This is a genomic window from Flavobacterium ovatum (genome assembly GCF_040703125.1).
Lineage (GTDB): Bacteria > Bacteroidota > Bacteroidia > Flavobacteriales > Flavobacteriaceae > Flavobacterium > Flavobacterium ovatum.
Genome location: NZ_CP160035.1, coordinates 3,077,524 through 3,102,546, shown reverse-complemented (window position 1 = coordinate 3,102,546; position 25,023 = coordinate 3,077,524). Strand labels below are relative to the sequence as shown.

Sequence of the window (25,023 nt, the reverse complement as noted above, 5' to 3'; positions counted from 1 at the left end):
GAGGTCTTTTTAGGTATAACAATTCACTAATTTAGCTTAATTTTTTAAAAACTTTAACGTATTTCCGTTTTTAAATTTCAAGAAATATAAACCATTAGAGAAGTTTTTGATAATAATTTTATCATCAACGTTGATTGTCTTTTCAAGAACTTTTACACCTAGAATACTATAAACATTGACAGTTTCTGGATTTGTTAATCCTTTTATTTCAATATAACTGTTTGCAGGATTTGGATAAAGTTTAATTTTTGGGGTTTGTTCAAAATTTTCAGTATTTAGAGTAAGAGTGCTGTCGTAATTATAGGTAGTTCTGCTCGAATTTTTATAAGTGCTTGAAAAACTATCGTAGTTGTAATTCACTTGATCTAATATTTTATTTACATAAGGAAAATCTTCAAAGAAATAATCTACTCCTGTTTTCTCTTTAAATGGATGAAGGAAGGTTGATAATTGAGCTGATAAATCATAATGATATTCAGTTTTTGTATTGCTTGCTTGATAAGTCTCAGTTTCTCTTATGCGATTTCCATTAGTATCTAGTTCGTAAGTGATTCTTTGATCTTCTGACCATGCAGTACCATTCCCTATTTCATTGACGTATGTAACTATGTAATTGTTTGTGTTATAGGTAAAAAGGTCTCTGTCTGATATATTAAATTGCGTTCCATCCCATTCTTCATTTATAATTTGAGTCGGATTATTTCCTGTGTAAGTCAATGTAATTCTATAATCATTGACCCAGTCTGAACCATTCCATTTATAATCTATCACGGATGATGGTGCCATATTAACGTTAGTTATAAATGTTTGATAGGCATTTACCCATTGTATTCCATCCCAGTTTTGGTCTAAAATTTCTTCAAGGATACCTTCGGAATCGTAGGTGTAAGTGGTCTTAATCGAATTTACATACTGATTGATTGCATCCCATTGTTGTTCAGTATGTACTGTAGCTTTATTGTTTGCATTATAAATATAAGTAGATTTATAGCTTTGTGTCCAGCTCGAGCCATTCCAGCTATAGGATGTCTCTGTTTTGAGATTGTTATCAATGTCATATTCGTAATTGTAACCTTGGCTATTGTACCAATTAGTTCCATCAAAATTTTCTTCAATAGCAGATTTAATTTTGGGTTGACTTTGTAATGAGATTGTAAATACTGTTACGATAAATAGTAGTTCTTTTTTCATATTAATTGACTTTTAGGTTATAAATTAAGCTTATGTTTTAAATAAATGATTATCCATTACTAGACAATATTTTGGGCTATTAGTCTATGGTATATTGGTTAAGGCGGTAAATTTGAAAGGTTTATTTTTGCTGTTTTATCGGTTTCTGTAGTATGAATAATGCGGATATCAGCTTTTAGAAGGCTTGGTGTGCTAATTTTATTCAGAAAAAAAGAAAGGACTAGAGTAATTGGGTAAAAAGCTATAATTAAAAACGTAAAGAGGGACTTTATTTTCATAATTAAGTTTTTTGTAAGATAGTAACTTGTTGAATTGTAGGCAATACCTATTAGTAGGTATATTGCTATTAGATTCTGGTCAATAATTATCAAATTGACTACCAAGTATGAAAACTACATAGATGCAGAGTGTATTTAATGTAAATGAGATTAGGTCAACTGCCTTAAAAAAAAGTATGCTACAGTTGGTTTGAAAACAGTATTAAGCCGTCTAATTATCTGGTTGTTTCAGATGAGGGATTGAAGTGTCGGATAGCTAGATGGCATTATAGTAAGAAGCTTTATGAGCGCAAAGGGTGTCAAACTCCTTTTATAATGGAGGCATTCCAAAATATTTAGCAAAAAAAACACTCTAAAGACGAATCTTTAGAGTGTTTGATTATGTGTGTGAAATTAGTTTTTAAAGGTATTCTCCGTGTTGAGAGATATCTAATCCTAGCTCTTCTTTGTCTTCGCTTACACGTAGTGGTGTAATTTTGTTTACAATGAAGAATAATGCATATGAGCCAACGAATGCGAATAGGGATACCATTATTAAGGCAGTAGTTTGGTGAAAGAAAAGAGTTGTTTCTCCAAAGATTAATCCTTGATCAACTACTCCAGGGTTTACTGCTGAGGAAGCAAAAACTCCTGTTAGCAACATTCCTGTCATACCACCTACACCGTGACAAGCAAATACGTCAAGGGCATCGTCAATTTTTCCTTTTGGAAATAAACTCACCATATAATTACTTACTAAACTACTGAATACTCCAATGAAAATTGCGTGTGGAATACTTACAAATCCTGCAGCAGGGGTGATAGCTACTAATCCTACTACAGTTCCGATACAAGCTCCCATAGCGGATAGTTTGTGTCCTAGGATTTTGTCAATGAAAACCCAAGCCATACCAGCAGCAGCTGCGGCAACGGTTGTAGTTCCTAATGCTTGTACGGCTAATCCGTTAGCACCCATGGCAGATCCTGCGTTGAAACCAAACCATCCAAACCATAATAATCCTGTTCCTAATAATACATAAGTAATACGAGCAGGACTTACTTTTTGAACTTTTCTTTTTCCTAAGAACATCGCGCCCGCTAAGGCTGCCCATCCAGCGCTCATGTGAACTACAGTTCCTCCTGCGAAATCCAATACGCCCATTTGAAAGAACAATCCATCAGGATGCCAAGTCATATGACACAATGGAGCATAAATTAAAAGGATAAACAAAACCATGAATAACATATAAGCCCAAAAACGAATTCTCTCGGCAAATGCACCTGTAATTAAGGCAGGTGTGATGATCGCAAATTTAGCTTGAAATAAAGCAAATAACATAAAAGGAATCGTAGGGGCAAGGTTCCAAGCGGTGTTGGTTCCTACTCCTTGAAACATGAAATAATCCATTGGGTTTCCTATAACTCCTCCAATACTAGTACCGAATGATAAACTAAAACCAATTACGATCCAAAGTACGCTCACAATAATCATGGCCATAAAACTTTGAAGCATGGTACTGATGACATTTTTTTTGCCAACCATACCTCCGTAAAAGAATCCCAATCCAGGAGTCATAATTAGGACTAAGGCGGTCGCTACAATCATCCAAGCGGTGTCTCCAGTGTCAAAAACAACTGCTTCAGAAGCGGTAGTATGTGGGGTTAAAAGAAAATTTGAAAAGAAGGTAAAAACCAAAAGTGCGATTAATATCACGCTAAGAATAATTTTTCTCATAATTAATAGTTAGGTTTAGTTTGAATGGTATTTTTTTTGCAAATGTATAAAAATATATACAACCCGTCTTGATATGAGGGGTGTTTGTTTGATTTTTGTAAATTAAACAGTTTGCACCCCTTATTTTTGGGGTTAATATCATTTAACGTGAGATTTATGGAGAAAATGAAATATTTTCATTGTTGTTGACCCTTTTTTTGCCATCTAATAATTATTCTCTTGTGGAATTTATGCAGGGCGGTAGTTGTTTGTAGAATCTTCGATATAATTAGATTAAAATTACTTAGCTAAGTTCATTGACTTGAACAGAGAAGTAAAAACCAGAGTGTTTATACTCCAAATTTATCAGGAATAATGATACTCATTTGTCAGGTTGAGATCGGTGGAAACGTTATTCAGGAGTTATAAATAATATAGATTAAAGCTTGTTCTGAGTGTTAGTTGATGGGTTTAACTACCATTTCCTTACAGGATGATATTTCAGATTTTACGTTGATAGACATAAAATCTTTAATTTTTGATTGGGTTTTTCCATCTGAAATACTTTGTACTTTTAGACACGGATCAAACATCTCCAATAAAAACCTTCAATAACAATATGATTTAAACTTTAATTCAATAACAAAACAAAAACGGTTACAAGGTTAAACTACATGTGTTTAACAAGTTATTCTGTTTTTTTTTCAATATAATCAGAGTTCAAAAGATATAGTGCTCCCATATATTGGAGTTTAAAACTTACTAAGTCTCCAATTTTGTACCTCTTGTCCGATTTAGAAATGTCAATCACTAACATATCTGAACTGGCATCTACAATAGTTATTTTATCATCTTCGGCTTGTAAATACTGGGGTTGCATGTCTAGTAGCCCTATGTCAAGTATGGCTCGTAAGGAAGTTTTACCGAAATCAACATTTTCATCTACGGTAAGAGTATTTCCAGCAACGTTTTCTCCGAGTTCTCCTGTTGGAGTATTGGGTTTTTCGGTGATTTCGATAATTTCTGCAAAAAGTTTGAAAACATCGTTATGCATGCCATTCATAGTTTCGCCTGTAAAAAGGTCTTTTCCGAAAAATAATGCTTCTCCAATTCTAAAATGATTGACTGCCATCGGTCGAGCATTTTTTAATATCAAAGGTACAGCTACGGATGTTCCGCCAGAAACCCATGGAATGCTGATATTAAATTTGGCTTCAATCAATTGTTTGTACAAACTCAGTTGGATCAGTTTGTCTTGGGTAGGCATGACACCGCTCAAGCAGTTGAGATTGGTTCCTATACCTCTGATTTCTATATTGGGTAATTTTAGAATTTCGCCGTAAAAGGCAATTAATTCTTCACCCATCACACCTTCACGTAAATCCCCCATTTCGATCATAATAATGATTTTATGGATTTTATTCTGTTTTTGTGCTTCTTCTGAAAGTAATTGAATGGTATATTTTTCGGTGTTGAAGCTCACGTCAGCATAGCGAACAATGCGCTCTATACTTCTTTTTGCAGGAGGTTTGATGTAAACCGTCTGAATATCAGGATTAATTTCTTTTATTTTCTTCAAGTTGCTTACTCGGGAATCATGAATTTCTTTCACTCCCAAAGCAATAATTTCCTTAATGTATATGGTGTTGCCACATAAAAGTTTAGAAACAACTCCCCAATCTATATTACGGGATTTAAAAATCTCGTCTAAGAATGTGAAATTTTCTTGCAGTTTGTTGCGGTATAATTTTATAAAAGCCATTATTCTATTATTTTTCTGGGTATTGTTTTGGAAATTCGGGTGAGCAATTCATAATTAAGTTGGTTGCTTAAATCGCTGAAAGAAGCTATAGAAACAGAGACTTCATCTTGTTTTCCTATGAGTATTACTTCGTCTTCTTTTTTTACGTTTCCAATATCGGTTATGTCTACCGTCATCATATTCATATTAACAGACCCCACCACTACACAACGGTGACCGTTAATTAAAACACGTCCTTGATTACTCAAAGAACGACTATATCCATGAGAATAACCAATAGGAATTACTGCGATTGTCATTTTTTTTTCGGCCAAAAAACTATTTCCATACCCAATAAATTCACCAGCATTCACCGTTTTAATGTTCATGATTTTACTTTTCCAAGTAATCACGCGATTCAAAGGATCGATTTTGCTTTTTTTGGTATTTAGGTAATTGACAAAGACTTCTGGACTTGGCCATAAACCATATTGCATGATTCCAATACGAACCAAATCCATTCTTGTTTGTGGAAACATCATCGAAGCGGCAGAACAAGCGGAGTGTTTGATTTCAGGTTTTATATTATTGGCGCAAACGTATTGATACGCTTCTTCAAATTTCTTGATTTGCCTATCAATTCGGTAGTAGTTAGCGATGCTTTCTGCTCCAGCATAATGGGTACAAAGTCCTTTGAAAGTAAGCTGTTCACTTTCTTTTTTAAGAATAGCAATGACGCTAGTTAATTCTTTTTTGTCAAAACCAGTTCGGTTCATTCCTGTTTCTATTTCAACATGAATTTTTGCTTTTTTTCGCAAAATCTTAGCTGTTTTGATGGCTTTGTTGAGACGGTTTTTTTCGAAAACAAAAAATTCAACACCCTTGGTGACTACCCATTCCATATCTTCATCAGAAACCAATCCCATGACCATAATGGTAACTTTGTCTTGCAGAGTAGTATGAACTATTTTAGCTTCTTCGACATCAAAAACTGAAAAATGAGTTATTCCACAATCATTTGCCATGGTTACAAATTCGGCTAGTCCATGACCATAAGCATTTCCTTTGACAACAGAGGAAAGGATAACTTTTTTGCCAAATGTTTTTCGCAAAAAAGCTATGTTTTTTTCTAAAGCAGATTGGCTAAGCTCTATAATTGAATTAGTGTGCATCAGTAATTTGTTTGGCAATTTGATGAAAGATAGCGACTCCAGTTCCAATAATTTCATCGGGGAAATCGTAATCAGGATTGTGAAGGGCAGGAGTCTCTAGTCCAGAACCCAATCCGAACATGGCACCGGAATATTGTTGAGTGAAAATTCCAAAATCTTCGCCCCAGGTAAACGGGAACTCTTTTTCGACTTTTTCAAATCCGTTTATTTTGGCTGATTGACGTACGTAATCTACCGCTTCTATATTGTTTTCATTGGCGTGAAAACTTTGTGTCCATCGTATTTTTATTTCTAGGTGGTATTTCTCGGCAATTGACTGGGCTATATTTTCAAGTGTAGTTTCAATTATTTTCATTTGGTCATTGCTGTCGCTTCTTACTGTAAAATGTGTTTGTCCGCTTCCTGCTGATACACCATAAGCTTTTTTACCCATTTTCGAATAAATGGGCGTAATCAAACAAAAGTTGTCTTTCGAGATATCTGCTTGAATTTGTCCTAGAAACTGCGTCGTGATTTCGGCTAAAGCCAAAGCAGGATTGATTCCTTTCTCTGGTTCGCCTGCGTGAGATGTTTTACCATTTAATTTGATAATAATACTATTCACGGCACAAGTAAAAGTATGGTTTTTGACCAAAATTTGATTTTTTGGATAACCAGGTAAATTGTGTAAAGCAAAAATGTAATCAGGTTCTAAGGCTTTAAAACGAGGATCAGGAGCAATTTTTACAGCCCCTTGACCATCTTCTTCGGCAGGTTGGAATAATAGAACTACCTTTCCTGTTTCAGGTCTGTTAGCGTGTAATTGAGATGCTAATCCGCAAAGTATAGCCATGTGTCCGTCGTGTCCGCATTTATGAGACACACCTTCGAAAATTGATTTATGGTCAAAGGTATTGATTTCAGTAATTGGCAATCCGTCTAGTTCTGCTCTAAAGACTACAGTTTTACCTTTTGCCTTTCCGTTGTAAATGGCAAGAATTCCTGTTTCTCCAACTTCAGTGATGAGTTCATCGGGAGGGTATTTTTCGAGGAAAGAACAAATTCTTTGTGCTGTATTGTTTTCATTTAAAGCTACTTCTGGATGTTTATGTAAATCTTTACGTAAAGTAATTAATTCAGTGGTATTCAAATTCAATTTCTCCATTTTTAGTTTATTTGATAAGACGCATTTCTAGGTATTTGTTCGTGAAACCTAGTTTTTCGTATAGAATTTTAGCAGGATTATTGGGTTCAACATGCAAAGCGATATCACCATCAGTGATGTCAATTGCTTTTTGCATCAACTGTTTTCCGTATCCTTTTCCACGTTGGCTATTGTCAACCGCGATATAGACCAAGATATTTTCAGGAATAAAACCTTTCATTCCAGTATTGTTAATAACCGTAATCCCAACAATTTTACCTTCATCCTTAGCCACCACAACATTTCCTCCTTTATGAGGATTCATGGCGTAGGCAATGCATTTTAAAATGTCATCTATTTTATCTCCGTATTCTTCAAGGTGAGTGAAAAGGAATTGAGCAATAACTTGATTGGTCAATGTTTTATCTTCTCCTGTAGTGCTATTAAATATCTTGAATTCCATGCTGTTTTTCTTTTTTATTAGTGTGATAAATTGATAATGCGACAAAAACGATTAATGACACGCTAATGCCGTAAGCGTTTGCGTCTAAATTTTGTGGCAGTTGTATTCCTAAAGGTAATTTATTTTTGGTTAATATCAGAACAATAGTGGTGCTTCCACCTAGTAACATACTCCAAAATGCGGCTATAGGATGGCTTTTTTTCCAAAATAATGCGCCCAATACCGGAACAAACAAACCCGAAACCATAAAGGCATAGGAGTAAAGCATGAGTTCAAGCACGTTTTGCATTTGCGAAGCCAACAAAATTGCAAAAACACCGACTAGTAAAGTCACGATTTGAGACAATTGCAGTTCTTTTTTATGGGTTAATTCTTTTTTCGAAAACTTGGCAATAATATCAGTGACAATATTTCCTGAGGCAGCCATCAAGCAACTATCAGCGGTAGAAAGTATTGCCGAAAAATAAGAAGAAAGCATCAGTCCCATTAATCCAACAGGTAAAATAGTGGCTAGTAAAATAGGCAATCCCATTTCGCTATCCATACCCGAAGCGTCTGTAATTCCTGCAAACATTCCTTGGTTGGCAGCTACTTTGGCTAAAAGGCCTAAACTAACGCCCATAAATGCCATAATAGGCCATTCAAAAACTCCAGCAATCAACCACGCTTTCTTGGCTTCTTTTTCGCCTTTACTTGCGTATATACGCTGGTATAAAGTCATTCCCACAAACCAAATCGGAATGATGGTTATAGACCAATTGAAGATTTGGTAACCCGAAATATTGGTCAATGATAAATACTCAGGAGCAAGGGAACTTTTTATTACATCATATCCACCAACAGCGTTATAAGCTATTGGAATTCCGATGAACACCAAGCCACAAATTAGAATCGTCCATTGTATGGTATCAGTATAAATCACGGCTTTTAAACCTCCAATAGCAGTATAGATAACTGCAATTAACCCCATGACTATCAAGGCAGTTTGTAGATTTAATCCTTCAATCGTAGCGGAAGCTAATTTGGCTCCAGCCAAAACCTGTGAACTTGTAAAACCAATGTAACCTATCGCAGAAATAATCCCTGCCAACAAAGCTACTTTGGCCGAATAAAAGTGTTCAAAAATCTGTGGAAAAGTAAAGAATTTATGTTTGTGTCCCAGTTCGCTGACTTTCGGAATTAAAAATACGGCACTCAACCAAGCACCTATTAATCCTGTGAAAAGCATCCAAGAGCCCGATAATCCCATGGTGAAACCCAATCCTCCAAGACCGATAGAAAAACCTCCCCCCACATCAGTAGCCACAACCGACAAACCAATGTGCCAACTGCTCATATTCCGTCCGCTGACGTAAAAATCCTCTGCAGTTTTGTTTTTTTTGAAAAAGTAATAGCCAACTCCTAGCATAGCTAGCATATAAACGACAAAGATTAGATAATCTATTACTTGCATTGTTTGATATTTCAGATTATTTATTAGCCTGTATAAGGAATTTTTCCAAAGGCAATGAATGCAGTACCCTGCACATAATGATGGTGTTTCAGTCTGATTTCGATCAATTGAAATCATAGAATAGCGATGGTGAAATATTGAATAAAAATCACTTTTTAGCCCTGAAAACCGAATAAACTCCCGCAAAGGTAAGGATTTATATCTAAAAAGCTAGTAAAAATGGAACTGTTGCTACTGGATTGAGTGCAATGGAGATGCTTTTTTGTTAAGAGAAACTGTAGGTTTTAACGGTTCTCTACTTCGCTAGATCTGACAGAATGATAGGTGATATAAAACAACTTTGCGTCACAGTGAGTGTTGTCGAAATGCTTTTACAATACATGCTTAAATATAAAAAAAAACAGCACGCAGATTTCACAGATTCTAGCAGATGAAGTAGATGAGAAATCTGCTGAATCTGCAAAATCTGCGAGCCAGTAATAGATTAAGTAGCAACACAACTTATTTATTCAATATACCCAAAGTTTATTTCTATATCACTCAAATCCTTAGCGAACGTTACGCTTTTCCCTTTTCGCCTTTCCGGTAAAAACTAGCTTAAAACTAAGCACATTTGTTGTTAAAACACCGTCTATTATTTATTTTCTAGTCCATGTTTTTTTTATAAGATAATTCTATATTTTTATAATTGTAAAATCTTGATAAAATATACCCGCCATGCTAGTTAAAGTTTTTGGAAGTGCCGTTTTTGGAGTCGAAGCGACCACCATCACCGTAGAAGTAAATATAGACAAAGGAATTGGCTATCACTTAGTGGGTTTGCCCGACAACGCCATCAAGGAAAGTAGTTACCGAATTGCAGCAGCCCTCAAAAATAATGGTTACAATCTGCCTGGTAAAAAAATCACCATCAACATGGCGCCTGCCGATTTGCGAAAAGAAGGTTCGGCCTATGATTTGACCTTGGCAATTGGAATTTTGGTGGCTTCAGGACAAATTAAAGCAGAGGAAGTAGATAAATACATCATCATGGGCGAATTGTCGCTTGACGGTAGTTTGCAACCCATCAAAGGGGCTTTGCCTATTGCTATCAAAGCCAAAGAAGAGGGGTTAAAAGGTTTTTTTCTGCCAATCCAAAACGTCAAAGAAGCCGCAATCGTAGCAGGATTGGATGTCTACGGAATCGAAAATGTATGCGAAGTCATTGATTTTTTTGAAGGCAAAGGCACTTTAGAACCGACTATAATTGATACGAGGGCCGAGTTCTATAAAGATTTAGATTTTCCAGAATTTGATTTCAGTGACGTCAAAGGACAGGAGTCTATTAAGCGCTGTATGGAAATTGCGGCTGCCGGTGGTCATAATATAATTCTCATTGGACCACCTGGCGCCGGAAAAACCATGTTGGCCAAGCGTTTGCCGAGTATTTTACCGCCTATGACCTTGCGGGAAGCCTTAGAAACCACCAAAATCCATTCGGTAGCAGGTAAGCTGAAAGAAGGAGGATTGATGAACCAACGGCCGTTTCGTAGTCCCCATCACACGATCTCGAACGTGGCCCTTGTCGGAGGCGGGAGTTACCCACAACCGGGCGAAATCTCGATGGCGCACAACGGGGTTTTGTTCCTAGACGAGTTGCCCGAGTTCAAGCGTGATGTGCTCGAAGTCATGCGTCAACCGCTTGAAGACCGTGAAGTCACCATCTCCAGAGCCAAGTTTACTGTGACTTATCCGTCGTCGTTTATGTTGGTGGCGAGTATGAACCCGAGTCCGAGTGGTTTTTTTAACGATCCCGATGCGCCACAAACTTCGTCCCCACACGAAATGCAACGCTATTTGAGTAAAATATCCGGTCCGTTGTTGGACCGAATCGACATTCATATCGAAGTCACGCCGGTGCCTTTCGAAAAACTATCCGATGACCGCAAAGCCGAAGCCAGTGTCGACATTCGCAAACGGGTGACGGCGGCGCGTGAGTTTCAGTCCCTGCGTTTTGAAGCCCTAGAAAACGTACACTACAACGCCCAAATGAGCAGTAAACTGATTCGGGAGTATTGCGCCCTAGACGATGCCTCCAAGCTATTACTCAAAACCGCCATGGAACGTCTCAACCTTTCGGCACGTGCTTACGACCGAATCCTGAAAGTAGCCAGAACCATAGCCGACCTCGAAGCAGCACCAAAGGTAGAAGCCATGCACATATCCGAAGCCATCCAGTACCGAAGCTTGGACCGTGACGGTTGGTTGGGGTAGAGTGGTGTTGTGTTGAGGTTATCCGTTAGTGAGGTAATCGTAGATAAAGTCATTTTCTGATTCAAAATCGGCATCAAATTTTAATACAAATCTCGAAGTGAGTTTACTGACCCAATTTTCTATTTCAGTTTTTGATTGAAAATTTTCTAGAAATGATAAATTGGTGTTTTCAATTGAGAAATCTTCGTCGAAGTAAAACGCGATGTCTGTTTTAAAACTATCTGCGAAATTATCTTCGGGTAAACTAAGAATTTGTTCTAAAAATAATATTTTTTCGTTTAAATACATTGTTTTTTAGTTGTTTTGGAATTTAAAGATTGATATATTATAAAAATTAAAATTAATAAAAAGGGTTATGATTAACGTTACATGCGCTATAATATTTTTTGATAATAAAATTTTGGTTACACAAAGAAGTGAAAAAATGAAATTACCACTAAAATGGGAATTTCCAGGTGGAAAATTAGAAAATAAAGAAACTGAAGAAGAATGCATTATTCGTGAAATAAAAGAAGAAATCAATATTGATATAGAAATTGTAAAAAAGCTAAATGAAAGTATTCATAGTTATGGTACTTTTGAAATAAAGTTAATTCCATTTGTAGCAAATTATCTTTCAGGCGAGATTAAACTTTTAGAACACAAAGAATATAAATTACTAGATAAGTCTGAATTAAGAAATTTAGATTGGGCTGAAGCCGATTTGCCAATTGTTGAAGAACTAATAAATAAATACCTATGATTCAAGGTCTATACGAACAGTTAGTGACTAAGCTAGTACAAGTAAAATTAAACGAATTAGAAAAAGATTCATTTCAAGTTAAAACAAGTTTAATTGATAAGGCAGAAGCGGCACAATTATTATCTGAACATATTGGTAAAACTATTCGACATGCATTTACTTTAATTAAAGGAGATAATGTTATAGACCATCAAATAGAAATAGCCAATAAGATTATTTTGTTTTTGAAAGAAGAATTAAAAAAAGAAGAGTTTGAAGACGATTTAATAGAGACCGAAGGAAAGTTGTTAAAAGCAGTTTTTACCAAAATTGACGCTCACTTTACTGATTTAGATTTACATCTAAAAGAAATTACACCATATACTAGGTTAATTCACAGTGAACTTTTTACAGGCGGAAATTCAGGAACTACTCTTGAAAGTGAATTGAGAAAAGAAATTTTATCATCTGATAAAATTGATTTGTTGGTTTCTTTTATTAAATGGAAAGGAATTAGAATTCTAGAAAAAGAACTTAGAGAATTTACAAGTAGAGGTGGTAAGCTAAGAGTGATAACCACTACTTATATAGGTGCAACTGATGCAAAAGCAGTTGAGCTTTTAGCCTCATTAGATAATACAGAAGTTAAAGTTTCATATAACACAGGAAATGAAAGACTTCATGCAAAAGCTTATTTATTTCAAAGGAATACTGGTTTTCACACAGGTTACATAGGTTCTTCTAACTTTTCTCGTTCGGCTTTAACTGATGGTTTAGAATGGAATTTAAAGGTTACAACGAAGGAGGTTAGTCATATAATTGATAAGTTTAAAAAGACTTTTGAATCCTATTGGCAAAATGCAGAATTTGAATTATTTGATAAAAATATTCATTCTGAAAAGTTAGTTAAAGCATTGAGAGACGGTAAGTTTTCAAAAGAATATATTGCTAATACGAATTTCTTTGATATTAAACCTTTCCATTACCAACTTGAAATACTTGAAAAATTAGAAGTTGAAAGATCAGTTCACAATAGATTTAAAAATTTATTAGTTGCAGCTACTGGTACTGGAAAAACTGTGGTTTCTGCATTTGATTATAAAAGATTTAAAACTAGTAATAAGTCATCTCGGTTACTTTTTGTAGCACATAGAAAAGAAATTTTGCAACAAGCTAAAGCAACTTTTCAAGGCGTTTTAAAAGATAATAATTTTGGGGATTTATGGGTTGATGGATTATCTCCTTCGAGTAATGAATATGTTTTTGCATCAGTTCAAACTTTAAATAATAGTTTAAAAGATATTAAACTTTCTCCAGAATATTATGATTTTATTATAGTAGACGAAGTTCACCATATTTCAGCTTCAACTTATCGACCGATATTAAACTATTTTAAGCCTAAAATTTTACTAGGTTTAACTGCAACACCTGAAAGAATGGATGGTGAAAATATTTTAGATGACTTTTGTGGTCGTATTGCAGCTGAAATTAGGCTTCCGGAAGCATTAAATAAAAAACTATTGTCACCATTTCAATATTTTGGAATTACAGATAGTATAGACTTGACTACTGTAAAATGGGAAAAGGGAAAATATGTAGCGAGTGAATTAACAAGTCTCTACACTAAGAATAATGTTCGTATTGGTGAGATAATTGCAAATCTTAATAAATATTTGAACGATATCAACGAAGTTCGAGCCATTGGATTTTGTGTTACAGTTGAACACGCTGTTTTTATGAGTGAAAAGTTCAATTTAGCGGGATTGAAATCGGCATACTTAACTAGTAATAATTCTAAGGATAGAGAAATAATCAGGAATGAATTCAAGAAAAAAGAATTCAATTATTTATTTGTTGTAGATATTTTTAATGAAGGAGTTGATATTCCAGAAATTGATACGGTTTTGTTTCTGCGCCCAACGGAAAGCTTAACTGTTTTTCTGCAACAGTTAGGGCGTGGACTACGTTTAGCAGAAGGAAAAGACTGTCTTACTGTTTTAGATTTTGTAGGTAATTCTAGACCTGAATATGATTTTGAAAATAAGTTTAGAGCGTTGATCGGAAAAACAAATACTTCTGTTCTTAAAGAAATTGAAGATGATTTTCCTCATTTGCCTTTAGGATGTTCAATTGTTTTGGAGAAGAAAGCTAAAGAAACGATATTAGAAAATATTAAAAAAGCTACGTCATTAAACGTGAATCAACTCATTATTAAGATTACAAATTTTCAGCATCAAACAACTCTACCGTTAACTTTGCAAAATTTCATTGAGTTAAATAATATTCAATTGGAATCCATCTATAAAAAAGATAGCTGGTCAAGACTTTGTGAAAGAGCAGGAGTTATAGAAAATTTCGAGAATGTAAATGAAAAGCAAATTTTGTCTGCTATTAGTAAAAAATGGCTAGCGACAAAATCAACAAGTTATTTCAATTTTATTTTAAGGATTGCCAAACAAGGTTTTAATGTAAATATTGTTGATTTTTCTGAAAACGAACAAATAATGCTTTTAATGCTACATTATGACGTTTGGCAAAATGCTGGAGGTTTTAATTCATTAGAAGATAGTATAAACGAAATTGGTAAGAATAAGGTATTAGTTAAAGAAATAATTGAAATTTTAGAAATCTTAATTGATAGAATTGATTTCAAGGAAATTGAAATAGAACTTCCTTATTTACAGCCATTGAAATTACACGCACGCTATACTAGAGATCAAATTCTAACAGCATTTGGATTAAGTACTTTTGAAAAAAAATCATCCAATAGAGAAGGAGCTGCTAGCAGTAAAAGTTTGAATACGGAAATACTTTTCATTAATTTGATTAAATCTGATGAAAATTTCTCACCAACTACAATGTATGATGATTATGCAATAAGTGAAACTTTATTTCACTGGCAATCTCATAACGCGTACGGTCCTGAGACTACAAAAGGATTATCATATATCAAGCATCAAGAAAACAATAAAAAAATACTACTTTTTGTACGAGAAAAAGCAACTGATGAAAATGGAAATACAATGGGGTATGTTTTTATTGGGGATGCAAATTTTATTGAAACGGAAGGTGCTAAACCAATGAATATAAAATGGGAACTTAGTGAGCCGATACCAAACTATCTGTGGAAAGAATCTGCTAAAATGTCTGTCGGTTAACATATACTTCATTTAAAATAATCGTCATCATTCCCCCAAATTCCCCTAGCCCTGACCGCAGCAGAACTCCTTATGCAATAGGCTTGCATTTTTTCTTGGACAAAAAGAGCGACTGAAAGAAGCTCCTTTTTGGCCTTAGAAAAAAACAAGACTATAAATAAGAGTGGCGCGTAGGGCAGGAAGTGGCTCCTGAAAAAAAATGAAGTTTGGATATAAAGAAAACGTCCGTTAGGGTTATGAAACTCTAACGGACGTTTGGATATGGTTGTATGTTCTTAAAAACTGCCTACAAAATGCAATCCTATCATGGAACTGGATACTTGAGGTACGAGTTTTTTGGTCATTTTGAATTTTTGTGGGTCTTGAATTACGGCTGTATTGTTGTTTTTGGCGATTTGTTTGCGGCTACTATTAACTACGGATCTTCCGATGATGGTTCCCACTAATCCAGCGACTAATAAATCAGAAACCCAATGGTTATGAGTTTTTATATCTGATAGAAATACGCCAGTGGCAATTGTATAAGGAATCCAATAGTTATTGTATTCCATTTGGAACACTTTAGCCACCGAAAAATAAAAGGTGGCGTGAAAGGAAGGAAAGGATGTTCCGTCTGTTTGTGAACTTACATAAGGTTTGTGGAAATTTCCAAAATCCCAATTGTCTTTTGTCCAAGGAGCAATTGCAGGATCATCCCCGTTTATAGGACGATGAGGCCTGTTTCTGGCAGTGATTGTTTTTAAAAGTAAATGTGAAATTACAAATGAGTAAGTGATGGATTTTATGGCATTTACGGCAACAACTTGTCCTTTTTCATGGTTGGCAGCAAATGAGCCAGCATACAATCCTAAAATAGGGTAGATGATATATGCATTATTTCCTTGAGACCAGTCAACCCCGGATTTAAGGATATCAATTTTTGGAAGAGAATACTTTATTGAGGGTTCTATTTGATCATGTAAATAGCCTGTTGTAATTTTATCGGTGGCTATTAATCCAACAATTCCTCCGGCATATAGGGCTGTGCGTTTCCAATTGCTGGAAAGAGTATGTCCCATTTCGGTAAAATCTCCTGGAACAGTCAATATGCTGTTTTTTAGAACTGTTGAAGCTACTTTAAAACGATTTTCTTTTTGGATTGATAAACTGTCAACCTGTGCAAAACTGCTCATTGATGCTAATAAGAAAATGAATAGGGTAATTTTTGTCATAAGAAATTAGTGCGATTTTGTTTGTTGTGGCAAATGTACAGTTTATTAGAATTAAATAAAATTAAGAGTTGAACGATATTTTCGGCTACGAATTGAACAAATTTTTAAACTTAAAATGGAATAATAGGACGATTTTTATTTTTTTTGACTACTTTATTGGTCTCAAATTATAGTTAAAACTATGTACTTTAGTGCATTTCGCTTTAGCTTCTAAAAACTTTTTGCCGAAGATTATTTGGATTAGAAGGATTTAATCTGTAGAAATCAATTTAATCAGTGGCTAATTTTTTTTTTGTGTAATTCATCCTTGCTGACTTTAAGTCTGCCAACCAAATCTATGGATTTTAAGTCCATAGGAGTGGTTTAGTTTTATTCGTGTGAATTTGTGGTAACTTTAATTTTTACTTTTTCAATAACATAGTGTTTTACTATCGAATTTCGGCAAAGGTATTTCCTTGTTGAATATCGCCTGAATTGTAACCTTTCATAAACCAATATTTGCGTTGTTCTGAGGTTCCGTGCGTAAAGGATTCCGGAACGATATGTCCTTGCATTTTGGCTTGAATGGCATCATCACCTACGGCATGAGCAGCACTCAAGGCTTCTTCAATATCGCCAACCTCTAAAACATGATTCATTTTTTGGTTATAATGTGTCCATAAACCGGCATAAAAATCGGCTTGTAGTTCCAGAGCGACGGAGAGTTTGTTAGCTTCGGTTTTGCTTTTTCCTTGTTGCATTTCTCTCATTTTAGCGGATGTCCCTAGTAAGGTTTGTACGTGATGACCTATTTCGTGCGCTATTACATAAGCGGTGGCAAAGTCACCACCTTGTGCGCCAAATTTGGTTTTTAGTTCTTCAAAAAAAGCTAAATCCATATAGATTTTTTGATCTCCAGGACAGTAAAATGGACCAGATGCAGAGGTTGCAGATCCACAAGCTGTATTTACGCCTCCTGCAAATAGGATTATTTTTGGTTTTTTGTAGGTAATATTATTTTCGGCAAATACTTTGGACCAAACATCTTCACTATCTGCCAGAATGGTTTTTACAAATTGTTGCTCTTCGATTTCAGCTGCAGTTAAGTCCCGTTGTTCAGTAGGAGCAGATTGACCTTGATTCATTTGCTCTAGGATGGGAGTAATCATTTGGGCGTTTTCACCACCAAAAACATTTAATAATAAAATGACAATTCCAATAATTCCACCACCTACAACGGCTTTTCCACCGCCTGACATTCCTCTTCTATCTTCAACATTGTCACTTTGTCTTCTACCTTTCCATTTCATGGTTTTTATGTTTAACTGTTATATGGTTTATTGGTGCATTAACTTAACCAGAAGGCTAATTTTTCTTCAATAATTCCTTTTACTATTGGTTTTGCAATATAATCATTCATCCCTACAGAGAGGCATTTGTCTTTTTCTTCTTTCTCGGCACCAGCTGTAATGGCAATAATTGGAGTATTTTTTCCTAATGGAAGTTGACGGATGGTTTTGGTTGCCTCATATCCATTCATTATAGGCATTTGAATGTCCATAAAAATAATATCTGGACTTATTGTTTCAAACTGTTCAATGCATTCTAAACCATTTTGAACTTCGAAAATTAAAGCTTTTGGAATAATATTTTTTAGAATTGTTTTTAGCAAGAGCATGTTGATTTTGTTATCTTCAACAAGCATTATGGTTGGTTTATTATTTTTGAGTTCTGATAAACTATTTAAATAATCATTTTCAATTTCATTTATAAGAATAAGATCGGTTTTTGCATTTTGATTAGAGGTTTTTATTTCTAAATCAAAATAAAAGGTACTTCCCTTATTGATTTCGCTTTTCACTTCTAATTGACTATTCATCAAACTTAGTAGTTTGTTTGAAATGGTAAGTCCTAATCCAGTACCTCCAAATTTTTTGGTGGTAGAATTATCTTCTTGTGAGAAGGCATTGAAAATACGTTTTTTATTTTTTTCTAAAATTCCAATTCCAGAATCTATTACTGCAAAACGAATTTGATTTTGAGAATCTGAAATTTCACTGAGATTGATTATTTCCAATTTAACAAAACCTTTATTGGTGAATTTTACAGCATTTGACAAAAGGTTAATTAATATTTGTTTCACTCGTACCACATCAATCCAAAAATATTTAGGAACATCTGGCGCTAATTGGAGTTGTAAATCGAGTTTTTTTAGATTGGACTCATAGGATATTAAATCAATAATTTGAATGAGTAACTCTTTAATTTCCGTTTTTTCAATATATAATTCGAGTTTTCCGGCTTCAATTTTGGAGAAATCCAAGATATCATTTACAATTCCTAATAGTGAAATTGCAGATTGATTGACCGTAACCATGTGCTTGAGTTGGTTGTCACTTAGTTGGGTCTTCATTAATAAATCCGTAAAGCCTATGATACCATTGAGAGGAGTTCGGATTTCATGGCTCATATTAGCTAGAAATTCGGATTTGGCTATATTGGCTGCCTCGGCATATTTCTGTCTTTCTAAAGCCTTTTCTGCTTCTTTTCTTTTGGTTATGTCTAGCATAATTCCTTCGATATAAGCAATTTCACCGTTTTTGATCACGGTATCACCAAATTCTTCTACCCAAGCAATTTCTTTGTTTTTCTTAATGATTCGATAACTAAAATGAAAAGCTTCTGATTTAGCTAATTTATTAGTAGATTCACGCAATACGTCCTTAACATCATCAGGATGAATTAAGTCCGTAAAGGCAATTCTTTTTTCTAGGAAATCAGTTTTGTTATAGCCCGTTAATTTTGTTATTTCATCATTTAGATAAATTTTAGTGAAGTTATGATCGTTTTCTGAAAGATATACTGTCCCTGGTATATTATTGGCTAATAATCTGAATTTTTCTTCACTCTCATAAATAACAGTTTCGGAATCTATTCGTTCTAATGAAGCTGAAATATGTCTAGCTAGTGTTTGCAAGATATTGATTTCGTCCTCAGACCAAGACCTTTCTATAGAAGTATCGTCAAAACCTAAGAAACCATGAAATTCATTTTTAACAAAAACAGGAAAAAGAATCAATGAAATGACCTCTAAATTTTGCAGTTTGTTTTTAAGGGAACTGTTTTCAATTTCAGATACTGTGGCCCTGTAAATTTTATTCTCTAACAGAGGTTCTAATAATTCTTCAAAATATTCAAAAGGAAGGTTTTGTAAGTTAGGGTTGTTATCCGTTAAAGTAGAATTATTGTTAATCCATCGGTATTTTTGACTGATGGTTTTGTTCTTTAGATTTGAGGTATAATAGTAAGCACGATTAGCTTTTGTCGATTTACCCATTAAAATCAGAATATTTGAAAAAATATCGTCAATGTCCTTGCTGATTAGAAATTTCTCAGTACAAAGGGTCATCGCAGCTAGCAGATTACTTTTATGTCTTAATTTTTCTTCAACATCAATCCTTATTTTTGATTCAAAAACAATCGCGACTATATCAGATACAGAACGAGCAAAATTAATATCAAGATTATCCCAATTGTGAATTTTTTCAGTTGATTCAAAACAAATAATTCCTTTTAATTCTCCATCAATAATAACTGGGGTGTCTAATAATGAGACAATTTTATTTTTAGGAAAGTAATCATTACAAAATTCAAAAGGTATTTGAGTCGTATAGACATCTGAAGCTACTACTTGTAGTTTTTTTTCAATAATCGAAAAGTAGTTTGGGTACTTACTTTTGATAATGGGAGATTCCTTCGTGAAACTTTTTTCTTTTTTCTTATAAAGATATAAGCAATCGATTTGAGTATGATTATAGACCCAGTAACTGACTCTTTCAACATTAGCTGTTTGAGATGTTAGTTCTAATATTATTTTTAATTTCGTGTTTAAATCTTCAGTGGGAGAATAACATTTTTCAGTGAAAACTTTAAGAGCAGAGCTGTATTTTTGATTCTTAATATTTTGGAGACTTTTTTCTTTTTCATTATTTTTAATGAAAGTAATATCACGAGCAATTCCAAAAAAGCCAATGATTTTGCCAGATTCATTGCGGTTAATCGCCACATTTTGGGAGACCCAAATTTCCTCTCCATCTTTTTTTATAAAAGGAAATTCTAATACAGGATAACTAATCATATCATCTGTTGGATGCTTGTAGAAGTTATCAACGGTATCTTTATAATCGTGACGAATTAATTTTTTAAAATTACAATTAAATAATTCTTTTAAACTGTAGCCTGTTAGGACTTCTGAGTATTTATTGATAAAAATATAATTACCAAAACGGTCTAATTCAAAAATGATGTCATTAGCGGTTTCAACTAGATTTTTATATGATTTTTGAATCGTAATTTGTTCTGTAACATCTTGCCCTACAATAATAAATAAATCCTCAGAATGTTTTTGGCAATTCCATTGTATGTACTTGAAACTATCGTCTTTGCATTTTACATTTTTGAGAAATAATTTATTGTCTAAAGAAGTTGAACGGAACATTTCATCAATAAATTCAATACTGTTTGTTAGCTCTAAAAATTTTAGCCCCATTACTTCATTACTACTGTACCCTAATAAAGGAAGTATACTATTACTACAAAATACAACTTCTTTATTTCGATTGATTGCAATAGTTAAGGAATTTCCTTTGTGAACAATATCATTAGAAAATCGAAATTCATTTCTAATATTCAAATAAGTGATGTGTCTTATGAAGTTAACACAAAGTATTATTAAACAGTAGTTTATTAATAAAATAAATGATTTTTGCGGAACTAATGCAAAAGCATAAAGTACGGATAAAATTATAAAAACATAACCAACAAAATACCAATAGTAACGAATAGGTTTGAAAACTGCATAAGATAAAAGGAAAATAATTACGAAACCTACATAAGGAATACTATCGGTAGGGTGATTAACAATGTTAATAGTTACATTTAGAAAAAAGAGACAAAATATTAATTTAAACAGTAAATGAATTTTATTGAATAATTGAGAATATTTTTTGCTAATAAAATGGATGAATATAAAAAAAAATCCAATCGATATATTGGTTACAAGAAAACTATTTGGTCGTACTTTGAAGGTTTCTAATATTGTTTCAAATACAATAAAAAAAATACCGATGTACAAAAAGTAGATTTGGTATTCCTTGTTTTTTACATCTAAACTAACGTAGTTTTCAGAAAATCGGGATTTAAAGATTGATTTTGGTCTAAAATAAATATAAAGTAGCACAAAAAATAAAACGGTAATAAAAACGGCCATAGTTCTAAAAAAACTTTTTTCAATAGATATTGTGTCTATAGGCGAAAAATAACTAATATCCATAGGGATAACTCTCCAATAAAAATGGAATAAATTAGTAACGAAATGACTCAAAAAAGAATAGCAAAAAAACATAAGTGGTATTTTGGTTTCAATGATTTTCCATTATAAAGATTGAAATTTAAGAAAAAAAATCATCTAATCTTCATTTACTGATTTAAAATATTGCTGGATACTACTATAGTAATATAAAATAGATTTGTTATTCAAAACCAATAATCTCCTTGTAAAGAATGTAATATAGGGAATAAATGAAAGGAATAGTGAAAATTACTCCTATGCAAAAACCGATTAACCCAACTAACGATGCAAGGATAGAAACTACGATTAAACTGATTATAGTAAAAGGTTGTTTCGATGTGATTGTAATGCTGCTACTTATTGCATCTATTACTTTTAACTCTCCAAAAATGATTAAAGGGATCGTTAATAAGGTGAAAAAAGATACAGCCATAGTTAACAAAGAACCTATAAATGGAATTCCAATAAGTTCTAATCCTGTGGAGATACCAGTATTAAACAGCGTAATTATAAAAGTGGCAGCAAAAAGTTGAAAGAAGTAAGGAAGTTTGTAATATTCAAAAATTGTGGAGATATGAAATTCTTCATTTTGTTCCGCACAGTACGCCATTTTTATGAATCCAGCTGTAAAAGGGCTGATTATAGCTGTAAATACAATTGCAGCTCCAGAATAGATAATGATAAACTCTTTGGAGAAATTTTTAGGCTCTAAATTTTCGGGTTTGATCATATCTGTGACCTTTTCAATACCAAAATACGATAGTAAACCACCGTAGATTATGGCAATTAATAGAATTCCGAATACAAAAAGCATTAAACCAGCATAGATAGCGATCTTTTTATAATTTTCAAATACTTTGGCAAAAATAGTTTCAAAATCTAGTTGGTAACCGTTTGTTTTTATAAATTCAATTCGATCTTTAATTTGTGTCATTTTGGGGGTGTTTTGTTCTGAGTACAATTATAGTTTAAAATAAATTTCGTCCATTGGAATGCGGAATTGTTCTCCATAAACACCGTTTTCTTCGCGAATCCCACAAGCAACAATCATATTAATTTCTGAAGTGCTGTTAATATTTAGAATTTTTTTAATTCTTTTCGAATCAAAACCTTCCATAGGACAGGTGTCGTAATTAATGGCCGCCATACTAATCATAAAGTTTTGGGCTGCCAAGGCAGCGCTTTTTTGTGCAACAATACGCATATCACTTCGTCTGGACTCTTTATAAGTAGGTTTGAATATTCCTAAAATATGGAAATAAAGGTATTTAAAGTATCCTAAAATACCAATAAAATCAAAATAGAGTGAAGGGACTATTTTTTGGTAATAATGTAAAGCAAATTTTTCTCTTTTACTGTAATCTGATTCCTGTTTGTCTCCAAAGGATTCTTTTAAAAAACGAATATTTGAAGCGACTCTTTTTTTCCATAAATCTTTTCTAGCAACTATTACCACCATTTGATTGGCAGTTTTAGCCGCATTTTGATAAAAACTGGCTTCCGTAATTTGAGCTAATATTTCAGGTGAACAAATATGATAAAACTCCCAAAGTTGCATGTTACTGCTAGTAGGCGCTAAGGACGCAAGGTGAATACATTCTTTGACTTTGTCTGTATCTAAGTCTTCTTTTTTAAAAACTCGAATGGAGCGTCTGTATTTTATAGCCTCACTTACTTTCTTTTCATTGTACCTATCCATGTTTATATCGTTTTGCCTTTTTTTTAGGACTGTAAAAGTAATCTAAAGGATTTTTAAATAAAAACCCTCAAACTGATTTTATTTGGGAAACCAATGAAAATCAATTTGAGGGTAAATATAGTATTTAAGCAATAGTATGCTTAATGGAAATGGATTAGCGTAATGCTAAACGGTAGCCCATATAGAAATCCGCTTGTTTTGTGTCAGAAGCTAAAGCAGTTATGATAGAACTTGATCCCATGTAAAAACCGTACAAACGAAATCCAACACCTCCAGTAGTTCCTGAAATTTCATTAGTAGCCCATGAAGAGAAAAGTTCAAAGTTATTTAATGAAAAACGAGGGGTTACAGATACCACATTTTGTGTTGTAATTTGGTCGTTGTCATTATCATTTCCTAATTTTTGTTGTGTGTAAAGAGAAACGAAAAGTTTAGAAACTACTTTAATATCAGCATAAGCAGAGAAAACAGCAGGAAGTTTTACTTTAATATCTGATTCAGTTTTATTAGTTGTTAGATAATTTTTGTCTTTTAAAATTTTTTCTACATCTTTTAGACCATCAGCGTTTTCAAATGATTGTAAATCAAGTCCAGGATTAAAAGTAGTTCCTGTAGGGATATTTAAGGTGTAATTAGTTGAAGAGTTACTTTGATCCTTAAATGTCATTGATCCCATGTTTTTAAAGGCAAGACCAGTATTCAATAAATATCCTTTATTTTTTGTGTCTTTCAATTGGTAATTTACTCCTAAATCAAGAGCAACTCCATTCATTTTCCCTATAATAGAACTTGCTACATCACTAGAATTTGCAATATTTCCTGAATAAGCAATATTTAGTTTTGTATTCACATCATTCAAATATGCAGTAGGAGCAGGAGGAATAGCTCCATTAAGTTTATAATCTATATTTCCTTGAAACTTATCGATACCTACGTTAGCATATGCTCCAGGAAACAATAATTTAATAGATGCACCACCACTAATTTTATGTTTTTCAGTGTCAATTAAGTTTCTTGCAACAGTAAAACCTAATTCACCCCATGTGGTAGCATTCAAACGTTGATTATAGTCACTTTTTAAAATTGTATTACTAACTAATGCACTATCATTACCATCAATAATGGCTTTTCCTAATTTAGAGTCTATATCAACAATGTTAGCTTTAACATAAGACTTTGTGGTAACTCCAAAAGCCCATTTGTTTACTTTCATAGCAAAACCAGGACCATAAACTTCCGCATCTACACGTAAATTGATTGGTTCATTACCTGCAAAAATCTTTGACTCAATATCGCTACTTGAACCTACAAGATCTGAAAATCCTAATTTGTTATTTGAGGCACTAATACTGAATGAAAATAAATTAATATCATATTTAGAACCCAAGTTAATAAGTTCTGCAGGATTGGTACTAGCACTTAAAACCCCAATTTTATTGGAATTTCGTAATCCTGAAAAATGGTCTTGTGCAGACATACTTAAAGCACATAATCCGAAAAATAAGAGGAATTTGTTTCTCATAGTGATGAATTTTAAT

At 33.5% G+C, this 25,023-nt stretch carries 17 protein-coding genes; 3 read left to right on the top strand and 14 right to left on the bottom strand.

Annotated elements, in window-relative coordinates:
• Positions 1-36: 36 nt before the first annotated feature.
• From ABZP37_RS13065 to ABZP37_RS13035, 7 genes are all read right to left on the bottom strand, one after another.
• Positions 37-1,191 (bottom strand): T9SS type A sorting domain-containing protein, encoded by a 1,155-nt coding sequence (locus tag ABZP37_RS13065; protein WP_366183570.1) that lies wholly within the window; start codon positions 1,189-1,191, stop codon positions 37-39.
• 678 nt (positions 1,192-1,869) lie between these two features.
• On the bottom strand, positions 1,870-3,183 hold the full coding sequence (locus ABZP37_RS13060; protein WP_366183569.1) for an ammonium transporter: 1,314 nt from the start codon (positions 3,181-3,183) through the stop codon (positions 1,870-1,872).
• Positions 3,184-3,850: 667 nt separating this feature from the next.
• A complete protein-coding gene (locus tag ABZP37_RS13055; protein ID WP_366183568.1) occupies positions 3,851-4,924 on the bottom strand; it encodes an alanine/ornithine racemase family PLP-dependent enzyme in 1,074 nt (357 codons plus the stop codon).
• Complete coding sequence (gene alr, locus ABZP37_RS13050; protein ID WP_366183567.1) at positions 4,924-6,075, bottom strand: alanine racemase; 1,152 nt, start codon at positions 6,073-6,075, stop codon at positions 4,924-4,926. The genes ABZP37_RS13055 and alr overlap by 1 nt, the downstream gene beginning before the upstream one ends.
• Entirely contained in the window at positions 6,065-7,219 is a 1,155-nt protein-coding gene (locus tag ABZP37_RS13045) for an amidohydrolase (RefSeq protein ID WP_366183566.1), read from the bottom strand. The genes alr and ABZP37_RS13045 overlap by 11 nt, the downstream gene beginning before the upstream one ends.
• Positions 7,220-7,226: 7 nt before the next feature.
• Positions 7,227-7,661, bottom strand: a complete 435-nt coding sequence (locus ABZP37_RS13040; RefSeq protein WP_366183565.1) for a GNAT family N-acetyltransferase — start codon at positions 7,659-7,661, stop codon at positions 7,227-7,229.
• A complete protein-coding gene (locus ABZP37_RS13035) occupies positions 7,642-9,114 on the bottom strand; it encodes a sodium:solute symporter family protein (protein WP_366183564.1) in 1,473 nt (490 codons plus the stop codon). The genes ABZP37_RS13040 and ABZP37_RS13035 overlap by 20 nt, the downstream gene beginning before the upstream one ends.
• A 717-nt stretch (positions 9,115-9,831) precedes the next feature.
• On the opposite strand from ABZP37_RS13035, the gene ABZP37_RS13030 reads away from it, so the two are divergent.
• Positions 9,832-11,367, top strand: coding sequence for a YifB family Mg chelatase-like AAA ATPase (locus ABZP37_RS13030; RefSeq protein ID WP_366183563.1), 1,536 nt, complete (start codon positions 9,832-9,834; stop codon positions 11,365-11,367).
• Between the two features lie 18 nt (positions 11,368-11,385).
• On the opposite strand, the gene ABZP37_RS13025 is transcribed toward ABZP37_RS13030, so the two are convergent.
• Complete coding sequence (locus ABZP37_RS13025) at positions 11,386-11,655, bottom strand: hypothetical protein (RefSeq protein ID WP_366183562.1); 270 nt, start codon at positions 11,653-11,655, stop codon at positions 11,386-11,388.
• Positions 11,656-11,722: 67 nt separating this feature from the next.
• Here ABZP37_RS13025 and ABZP37_RS13020 point away from each other — a divergent pair, with 67 nt between their 5' ends.
• Complete coding sequence (locus tag ABZP37_RS13020; protein WP_366183561.1) at positions 11,723-12,109, top strand: (deoxy)nucleoside triphosphate pyrophosphohydrolase; 387 nt, start codon at positions 11,723-11,725, stop codon at positions 12,107-12,109.
• A complete protein-coding gene (locus ABZP37_RS13015) occupies positions 12,106-15,246 on the top strand; it encodes a DUF3427 domain-containing protein (RefSeq protein ID WP_366183560.1) in 3,141 nt (1,046 codons plus the stop codon). The genes ABZP37_RS13020 and ABZP37_RS13015 overlap by 4 nt, the downstream gene beginning before the upstream one ends.
• Before the next feature lie 275 nt (positions 15,247-15,521).
• On the opposite strand, the gene ABZP37_RS13010 is transcribed toward ABZP37_RS13015, so the two are convergent.
• From ABZP37_RS13010 to ABZP37_RS12985, 6 genes are all read right to left on the bottom strand, one after another.
• Positions 15,522-16,457, bottom strand: a complete 936-nt coding sequence (locus tag ABZP37_RS13010; protein ID WP_366183559.1) for a phosphatase PAP2 family protein — start codon at positions 16,455-16,457, stop codon at positions 15,522-15,524.
• A gap of 428 nt (positions 16,458-16,885) precedes the next feature.
• Positions 16,886-17,746, bottom strand: coding sequence for a neutral zinc metallopeptidase (locus ABZP37_RS13005; RefSeq protein ID WP_366183558.1), 861 nt, complete (start codon positions 17,744-17,746; stop codon positions 16,886-16,888).
• Positions 17,747-17,784: 38 nt separating this feature from the next.
• Positions 17,785-21,129, bottom strand: a complete 3,345-nt coding sequence (locus ABZP37_RS13000) for a PAS domain S-box protein (RefSeq protein ID WP_366183557.1) — start codon at positions 21,127-21,129, stop codon at positions 17,785-17,787.
• Positions 21,130-21,967: 838 nt separating this feature from the next.
• Positions 21,968-22,720 (bottom strand): hypothetical protein, encoded by a 753-nt coding sequence (locus ABZP37_RS12995; protein WP_366183556.1) that lies wholly within the window; start codon positions 22,718-22,720, stop codon positions 21,968-21,970.
• Between the two features lie 27 nt (positions 22,721-22,747).
• Positions 22,748-23,485: a nitroreductase family protein gene (locus ABZP37_RS12990; protein WP_366183555.1), complete on the bottom strand. Its 738-nt coding sequence runs from the start codon at positions 23,483-23,485 to the stop codon at positions 22,748-22,750.
• A gap of 154 nt (positions 23,486-23,639) precedes the next feature.
• A complete protein-coding gene (locus tag ABZP37_RS12985; RefSeq protein WP_366183554.1) occupies positions 23,640-25,007 on the bottom strand; it encodes a hypothetical protein in 1,368 nt (455 codons plus the stop codon).
• Between the last annotated feature and the right edge of the window lie 16 nt (positions 25,008-25,023).

Coding starts and splice junctions, on each gene's coding strand:
- ABZP37_RS13065 (WP_366183570.1), bottom strand. CDS start 1,191: ATGAAAAAAGAACTACTATTTATCGTAACAGTATTTACAATCTCATTA.
- ABZP37_RS13060 (WP_366183569.1), bottom strand. CDS start 3,183: ATGAGAAAAATTATTCTTAGCGTGATATTAATCGCACTTTTGGTTTTT.
- ABZP37_RS13055 (WP_366183568.1), bottom strand. CDS start 4,924: ATGGCTTTTATAAAATTATACCGCAACAAACTGCAAGAAAATTTCACA.
- alr (WP_366183567.1), bottom strand. CDS start 6,075: ATGCACACTAATTCAATTATAGAGCTTAGCCAATCTGCTTTAGAAAAA.
- ABZP37_RS13045 (WP_366183566.1), bottom strand. CDS start 7,219: ATGGAGAAATTGAATTTGAATACCACTGAATTAATTACTTTACGTAAA.
- ABZP37_RS13040 (WP_366183565.1), bottom strand. CDS start 7,661: ATGGAATTCAAGATATTTAATAGCACTACAGGAGAAGATAAAACATTG.
- ABZP37_RS13035 (WP_366183564.1), bottom strand. CDS start 9,114: ATGCAAGTAATAGATTATCTAATCTTTGTCGTTTATATGCTAGCTATG.
- ABZP37_RS13030 (WP_366183563.1), top strand. CDS start 9,832: ATGCTAGTTAAAGTTTTTGGAAGTGCCGTTTTTGGAGTCGAAGCGACC.
- ABZP37_RS13025 (WP_366183562.1), bottom strand. CDS start 11,655: ATGTATTTAAACGAAAAAATATTATTTTTAGAACAAATTCTTAGTTTA.
- ABZP37_RS13020 (WP_366183561.1), top strand. CDS start 11,723: ATGATTAACGTTACATGCGCTATAATATTTTTTGATAATAAAATTTTG.
- ABZP37_RS13015 (WP_366183560.1), top strand. CDS start 12,106: ATGATTCAAGGTCTATACGAACAGTTAGTGACTAAGCTAGTACAAGTA.
- ABZP37_RS13010 (WP_366183559.1), bottom strand. CDS start 16,457: ATGACAAAAATTACCCTATTCATTTTCTTATTAGCATCAATGAGCAGT.
- ABZP37_RS13005 (WP_366183558.1), bottom strand. CDS start 17,746: ATGAAATGGAAAGGTAGAAGACAAAGTGACAATGTTGAAGATAGAAGA.
- ABZP37_RS12995 (WP_366183556.1), bottom strand. CDS start 22,720: ATGACACAAATTAAAGATCGAATTGAATTTATAAAAACAAACGGTTAC.
- ABZP37_RS12990 (WP_366183555.1), bottom strand. CDS start 23,485: ATGGATAGGTACAATGAAAAGAAAGTAAGTGAGGCTATAAAATACAGA.
- ABZP37_RS12985 (WP_366183554.1), bottom strand. CDS start 25,007: ATGAGAAACAAATTCCTCTTATTTTTCGGATTATGTGCTTTAAGTATG.